This is a genomic window from Dyella sp. (assembly GCF_035277725.1).
In the GTDB taxonomy this organism is placed as follows: Bacteria; Pseudomonadota; Gammaproteobacteria; order Xanthomonadales; family Rhodanobacteraceae; genus Dyella_B.
The window spans coordinates 48,537-55,269 of sequence record NZ_DATEJY010000264.1; the positions used below are offsets into that span (position 1 = coordinate 48,537).

The window sequence follows — 6,733 nt, forward strand, 5'->3', positions numbered from 1 at the left end:
TCGATAATCGTGAATAGTGAAGAGCAAAAAACGTTTCTTGCATTATCGCGATTCCGGTGTCTGCCGATTCCCGACTCCCGATTTACGGATTTTGACCCATGAAATTCTCTGAAAATTGGCTGCGCCATCATGTTCCGACACGCGCCTCGCGCGACGAACTTGCTGCGACGCTCACGGCGATCGGTCTGGAAGTCGAGGATGTCACCCCGCTGGGCAATGCGCTCGATGGCGTCATCGTCGCGCGTATCGTCAGCGCACAGAAGCATCCGGAAGCCGATCGTTTGCAGGTATGCGAAGTGGATACCGGCAACGGTACGGTGCAGATCGTCTGCGGTGCACCCAACGCGCGCGCAGGCCTGGTCGCGCCGTTGGCAACGGTAGGCGCCACCTTGCCGGGTGGCATGGCTATCAAGGCGGCAAAGCTGCGTGGGGTGGAATCGTTCGGCATGCTTTGCTCGGCCAAGGAGCTGGGCGTCGATCCCGACGCTTCGGGTTTGCTGGAGCTACCCGCAGATGCGCCCGTTGGTACAGCGCTCGCGTCCTATCTCGGCCTGCCTGATGCCACCATCGAGATCAAGCTCACCCCCAACCGCGCCGATTGTTTTAGTGTGCGTGGCATTGCGTTCGACGTCGCCGCTGCGCTGAACGGCGAGGTGATTCCCCTCAACACGCAACCCGTACCGCCGCAGACCGATGCCACGATGCATGTCGCGCTCGAAGCGGGTTCTCGCGTGCCGCGCTTTGCCGGCCGCGTTATCGACAACGTAAACGCCCATGCTCAAACACCGGTATGGATGGCCGAACGGCTGCGTCGTAGCGGCTTGCGTCCTATCAGTTTCCTGGTCGACGTCACGCAATACGTGATGCTGGAACTCGGGCAGCCAATGCATGCTTTCGACAAGGACAAACTGGAAGGTGACGTCGTCGTGCGTCCCGCGCGCAAGGGCGAGTCGCTGGCATTGCTCGATGGCCGCACAGTGACCTTGGACGAGGATTTTCTGGTGGTGTCCGATAGCCGCGGTGGCCGAGGCGCGCGTGCTGTTGCGTTGGGCGGCATCATGGGCGGTTCGGAAACACGCGTTACCGATGACACGCGCAATGTATTTCTTGAAGCCGCGCACTGGATTCCATCGGCCATCATCGGCCGCAGTCGCAAGCTGGGCATGTACACCGATGCGGGACACCGCTTCGAGCGCGGTGTCGATCCCGCGCTACCGGGCGTTGCCATCGAATATGCGACGCGTTTGATTCTCGATATCGCCGGCGGCGTTCCTGGCCCGCTGCTCGACGCGACATTGCCCGAAAGTCTGGTTGCGCCGAAGCCGATCCTGCTTCGGCGCGCCCGATTGGCGCGCGTGCTTGGCTTGAGCGTGGCGGAAGACGAAGTCGCACGCATCTTCACCGCACTGGGCATGACGGTCGACGCGGTGGCAGATGGTTGGCGCGTCACCGCGCCGAGCCGGCGCTTCGACATCGAGCGCGAAGAAGATCTCATCGAAGAAGTGGCGCGCATCCACCGTTACGAAAATATCCCGACGCATACGCCGGGCGGTGCACTGGCGCTCGCGGTCGAACCCGAGGGGCGCCTCAATGAACTGGCGGTGCGCGAGCAGTTGGCGGCTCGTGACTACTACGAAGCGGTAAATCTTGCCTTCGTCAGTCATGCCTTGCTGGAGCAGTGGGGCTTCATCGAGCAGTTGGTCCCGCTCGCCAACCCGCTGTCGGCCGACCTGGCGGTGATGCGTCCCTCGCTGCTGCCCGGTTTGATCCAGGCGCTATCGCACAACCGTGCGCGCCAGCAGGATCGCGTGCGCCTGTTCGAACTGGGGCGGGTGTTCAGGGCGGGCGATCCGCCGCTGGAAACGCCGAGCCTCGCCATCGTCGCCAGCGGCAACGTATGCGCCGAGCAATGGGGCGAGGCCGCGCGCGCATTGGATTTCTTCGACCTCAAGGGCGACCTGGATGCCCTGGTCGCCTGGGGCGGCGAGCCGCAGCGCTGGGCCGTCCATGCCGATGGTCTGCCGGGCTGGCTGCATCCCGGCCGGGCGGCGCGGGTGACGCGCGACGGTGAGACCGCCGGCTATCTCGGCGCGCTGCACCCCCGCTTGGCCAAGCTGTTGGATCTCGGCCCGGACGTGCACGTGCTGGAGCTGGCCCTTGCCCCGCTGCTTGTCCGACGTCTGCCGAAGGCACAGCCGGTGCCGCGCTTTCCGGCCGTGCGCCGGGACATCGCTGTTGACGTACCTGAACAGGTAAGTTGGTCACAGATTGAGCAGACCGTCCGCGGCACCCTGGGCGCCACCCTGGCAGCGCTGCGGCTGTTTGATCGATACAGCGGCAAAGGGGTCGAAGCGAGCCGAAAGAGTCTCGCTATGGGCTTGATTTTGCAGGACGCTTCACGCACCCTTACCGACGACGACGCGGACAACTGCGTACGAAATGTGGTGTCGGCGTTGGGGGCTGCATGCGAGGCGAAATTGCGAGGGTAAGATGGCGGCGCTGACAAAGGCGGAGATGGCAGAGCGCCTCTTCCTCGAGGTGGGCCTTAACAAACGTGAAGCCAAAGAGTTCGTGGACGCCTATTTCGAGGTCGTCCGCGAGGCTCTGGAACGTGGCGAGCAGGTGAAATTGTCCGGTTTCGGCAATTTCGACCTGCGGCAGAAGAACCAGCGACCGGGTCGTAATCCTAAAACCGGCGAGGAGATTCCGATCTCCGCCCGCCGCGTGGTGACGTTCCGGCCAGGACAAAAACTCAAGGTGAGAGTCGAGGGCTATGCTGGATCAGGGGAATAACACCGAGCTGCCCGCCATCCCGGCCAAGCGCTACTTCACCATTGGTGAGGTCAGCGAACTGTGCGGGGTGAAGCCCCATGTGCTGCGCTATTGGGAGCAGGAGTTCCCGGCGCTCAACCCGGTCAAGCGCCGTGGCAACCGCCGCTATTACCAGCGTCATGACGTGCTGATGATCCGGCAGATCCGCTCGCTGCTGTACGACGAAGGTTTCACCATCACCGGCGCCCGCGCGCGCCTGGAAGGCCCGCAGGCCCGGATGGAAGCGAGCATGTCGCACCAGATCGTGCGGCAGGTGCGCATGGAGTTGGAAGAAGTACTCGCGCTGCTGCGTCGCTAAGCATACCTGCACCTACCGACACGCCTGTCGGTACTGCTACAATTTCTATCTTTGCTGGATCAGTCGGGGCGTAGCGCAGCCTGGTAGCGCATTTGCCTGGGGGGCAAAGGGTCGTCGGTTCGAATCCGGCCGCCCCGACCAATTCGCAGAATGACCAAGCGGCGCTCTCGGCGCCGCTTTTCGTTTAGGGGTCCCGACACGCTAGTCTCAGCGCCAGCCCACCCAAGGAGCTGGTCGCCATGCCGTCGAACAACTGTCATCCGAACGCCCCGCACGTGAAGTTGAAAGCTCCCGACTGGTACATCTCCTCGCTGATGATGGATCGCGCGCTCGACGCCATCCTGCGCCGGGTGAAGAAGCTTGATCGCAAGCACGACATTCCCTATCTCGCCGGTTACAGCCAGGACGGCAAGACCATCTACATCGATCGCCATCTGCCGAAGACGTTTACCTTTCGCGGCCGCACCATTGAGGTGGATCGCTTTTTGATTCTGCATGAGGAAGTGGAGAAGACGCTGATCGATCAGCTCGGCCTGCACTATCTCCACGCCCACCAGATCGCTACACGCGCCGAAGAAGCCGCCATCCATGCGCAACACATCACGTGGAAGGCTTATGACCGCTTTATGCAGAAATACGTAAAGAAAGTCGGCGATGAGCGCCTGAGCAAAGTGCCGGCAGATCTCGACCTCAAGCCATACCGCGATTACCACGATTACGAACTGCTGCGGCAAATGGAACAACACCTGGCGCGGGACAAGGTGCTTGCGCCCACCCAAAAGGCAGAACTGAAAAACTATGCTGCCGCGTTCCGCGAAGAGCTGCGGAGCGCAAGCACCCAGGCGAGAGGGCTACTGCTGCACCGAGCAAAAAAAACCGCATCCAAAAAGACGGCAGCTGTGAAGAAAGCCAGGTAGGCTGGGATGAAAATCCCAGCACCGCCATGCCCATAAACGCTGGGATTTCATCCCAGCCTACGTGATTCAATAAAGCACGCGAGTGCGTAGCGTGCCCGAAATCGCTGCCAATTTTTCCTTCAGCGCCGCAGCCTGCTCTTCGTCGGCAGACACATCGATCACCACGTAACCCACATCCGAATTCGTCTGCAGGAACTGCGCGTCAATGTTGATGTTGCCGGCGGAGAACAATTCGTTGATGCGCGACAGCACGCCAGGCACATTGCGATGGATATGCAGCAAGCGCCGGCTGCGCGGATGCTCCGGCAATGTCACTTCGGGGAAGTTGACGGCCGAAAGCGTGGAGCCGTTATCGCTATAACGCACCAGCTTGCTGGCCACTTCGATACCGATGTTGTCCTGCGCTTCCAGCGTGCTGCCACCGATGTGCGGTGTGAGAATCACGTTGTCCATGCCGACCAGCGGCGAGACGAAGGGATCGTCGTTACCTTTCGGTTCCACCGGAAACACGTCGATCGCTGCACCGCCGAGATGTTCTTTGCGCAGCGCATCGGCCAACGCATCGATGTCGACCACGGTGCCTCGCGACGCATTGATCAGCACCGCGCCCTTGCGCATGCGCGCGATTTCGCTCTTGCCGAACATCAGCTTGGTTGCCGGGGTTTCCGGCACGTGCAAGGTGACTACGTCCGCGCGTTCCAGCAGATCTTCCAAGCCCGCCGCCGCGCGCGCATTGCCGAGCGAAAGCTTGGTTTCGATGTCGTGGAAGATCACGCGCATGCCAAGGCTCTCGGCCAGCACGCCAACCTGCGTGCCGATATGGCCGTAGCCGATGATGCCGATCACCTTGTCGCGTACTTCGAAACTGCCGGCGGCGGACTTGGTCCAGCCACCGCGATGGCACAGCGCATTCTTCTGCGGAATGCCGCGCAATAGCATGATCGCTTCGGCAATCACCAATTCGGCCACGCTGCGCGTATTAGAGTAAGGCGCGTTGAAGACCGGAATGCCATGTTTGGCCGCGGCATCCAGATCAACCTGGTTGGTACCGATGCAATAGCAGCCAATGGCAATCAGCCGCTTGGCATGCTCCAGCACAGTCGCAGTCAAATGCGTGCGCGAGCGGATGCCGATGATGTGGGCATCGGCAATGCGCGCTTTCAACTCGTCCTCAGGCAAGGATTTGGCGTGATATTCGATCTGGCTATAACCGGCACGCTGAAATGTCTCCACCGCCGTGCGGCTCACGCCTTCTAGCAGCAGCACCTTGATATCTTGCTTGGGAAACGAGGTTTTCATGAGGGCATCGCGTTTGGAAGTCCAAACACTATGCCAGATTTTGTCGCGTTGCAGCACTAGACGTGCGAGGCAGGCGCTGGCACGCTGAGCGCTTCCCTTCCGGAGCCGCCATGAACCCGCAAGCCCTCGCCGATCTTTCCAGCCGTCTGCCCGACCTGCGCCTGCTTACCGAACCCGGTGACCTGGAGCATTACGGCCGCGACTGGACCCGGCGTTGGACTCCGGCGCCGCTGGCAATTGCGCTGCCGGCATCCATCGAAGAGGTGCAGGGCATCGTGCGCTGGGCCAACCAGCACAAGGTGGCGATCGTGCCCTCCGGCGGCCGCACCGGCCTCTCCGGTGGCGCCGTGGCAGCCAACGGCGAGCTGGTACTCAGCCTGGCGCGCATGAACCGGGTGCTGGGTTTCGATGCGGTCGATCGCACGCTGACCGTGCAGCCGGGCATCGCGTTGGAAGCCGTGCATACCGCGGCGCGCGAGCATGGCCTGATCTATCCCGTGGATTTTGCAGCGCGCGGTTCCTGCGCCATCGGTGGCAACATCGCCACCAATGCCGGCGGTATCCGGGTGATCCGTTACGGCAATACGCGCGAGTGGATTGCCGGCCTCAAAGTCGTGACCGGCAATGGCGAGTTGCTCGATCTCAACCGCGCTTTGATCAAAAACTCCAGTGGTTATGACTTGCGGCAATTAATGATCGGTTCGGAAGGCACACTGGGCATTGTGGTCGAAGCGACGCTGCGCCTCACCGATCCGCCGCCCGCTTCGCAGGTGATGTTGCTGGCGTTGCCGGACATGCATGCGCTGATGCAGGTGTTTGCGCTGTTTCGTGCGCAGTTGTCGCTGCAGGCGTTCGAGTTCTTTACCGACGTCGCACTCAAGCACGTGTTGGCGCATGGGGCGCAACGCGCGATCGATGGTGACTATCCGTATTACGTCGTCACCGAGTTCGATGCTGTCGATGAGCGCGCGCAGGAAGCGGCATTGGCCGTCTTCGAGCAAGGCATGGAACAAGGTTGGATCGCCGATGGCGTGATGGCGCAAAGCGATGCCCAAGCTGCTGCGCTATGGCGATTGCGCGAAGGCATTACCGAAAGCCTCGCGGTGCATAAGCCCTATAAAAACGATATTTCGGTGCGCATCAGCGCCGTGCCTGGTTTCCTGGAAGAAATCCAAGCGCTGCTCACGCGTGAATATCCGCATATGGAGGTCGTGTGGTTCGGGCATATCGGTGATGGCAACCTGCACATCAATGTGTTGAAGCCGGAGTCGTTGTCGGATGCGGATTTCATTGCGCAGTGCGAACACGTCACCAAGCTGCTTGCGGAGACTTTGCAGCGGCATGGCGGCAGTATTTCCGCCGAGCATGGCATTGGCCTGGTGAAGCG

6 protein-coding genes and 1 tRNA gene are annotated in these 6,733 nt (G+C 61.4%); 6 read left to right on the plus strand and 1 reads right to left on the minus strand.

The window, feature by feature from the left end:
* The first annotated feature begins 98 nt into the window (after positions 1–98).
* From pheT to VJR68_RS21300, 5 genes are all read left to right on the plus strand, one after another.
* Entirely contained in the window at positions 99–2,489 is a 2,391-nt protein-coding gene (gene pheT / locus VJR68_RS21280; RefSeq protein ID WP_324150862.1) for a phenylalanine--tRNA ligase subunit beta, read from the plus strand.
* A 1-nt stretch (position 2,490) separates the two neighbouring features.
* Complete coding sequence (ihfA, locus tag VJR68_RS21285; RefSeq protein ID WP_115477488.1) at positions 2,491–2,793, plus strand: integration host factor subunit alpha; 303 nt, start codon at positions 2,491–2,493, stop codon at positions 2,791–2,793.
* Positions 2,774–3,130, plus strand: a complete 357-nt coding sequence (locus VJR68_RS21290) for a MerR family transcriptional regulator (protein ID WP_115493718.1) — start codon at positions 2,774–2,776, stop codon at positions 3,128–3,130. The genes ihfA and VJR68_RS21290 overlap by 20 nt, the downstream gene beginning before the upstream one ends.
* Before the next feature lie 64 nt (positions 3,131–3,194).
* Positions 3,195–3,271: transfer RNA gene (locus tag VJR68_RS21295), tRNA-Pro, on the plus strand.
* Between the two features lie 98 nt (positions 3,272–3,369).
* Positions 3,370–4,047: a hypothetical protein gene (locus VJR68_RS21300; RefSeq protein ID WP_324150864.1), complete on the plus strand. Its 678-nt coding sequence runs from the start codon at positions 3,370–3,372 to the stop codon at positions 4,045–4,047.
* 66 nt (positions 4,048–4,113) lie between these two features.
* Here VJR68_RS21300 and serA read toward each other — a convergent pair whose 3' ends face one another.
* Positions 4,114–5,346 carry a phosphoglycerate dehydrogenase gene (serA, locus tag VJR68_RS21305; protein ID WP_324150866.1) on the minus strand — a complete coding sequence of 411 codons (1,233 nt, stop codon included), beginning with the start codon at positions 5,344–5,346 and terminating at the stop codon, positions 4,114–4,116.
* Between the two features lie 110 nt (positions 5,347–5,456).
* Between serA and VJR68_RS21310 the strand changes: the two genes are divergently transcribed.
* Positions 5,457–6,733, plus strand: a 1,277-nt coding sequence (locus VJR68_RS21310) for an FAD-binding oxidoreductase (protein WP_324150867.1), incomplete at its 3' end; no start/stop codon positions are given.

Excerpts from the sequence above, each read along its gene's own strand:
- serA (WP_324150866.1), bottom strand. The coding sequence starts at position 5,346 with ATGAAAACCTCGTTTCCCAAGCAAGATATCAAGGTGCTGCTGCTAGAA.
- pheT (WP_324150862.1), top strand. The coding sequence starts at position 99 with ATGAAATTCTCTGAAAATTGGCTGCGCCATCATGTTCCGACACGCGCC.
- VJR68_RS21290 (WP_115493718.1), top strand. The coding sequence starts at position 2,774 with ATGCTGGATCAGGGGAATAACACCGAGCTGCCCGCCATCCCGGCCAAG.
- VJR68_RS21300 (WP_324150864.1), top strand. The coding sequence starts at position 3,370 with ATGCCGTCGAACAACTGTCATCCGAACGCCCCGCACGTGAAGTTGAAA.
- ihfA (WP_115477488.1), top strand. The coding sequence starts at position 2,491 with ATGGCGGCGCTGACAAAGGCGGAGATGGCAGAGCGCCTCTTCCTCGAG.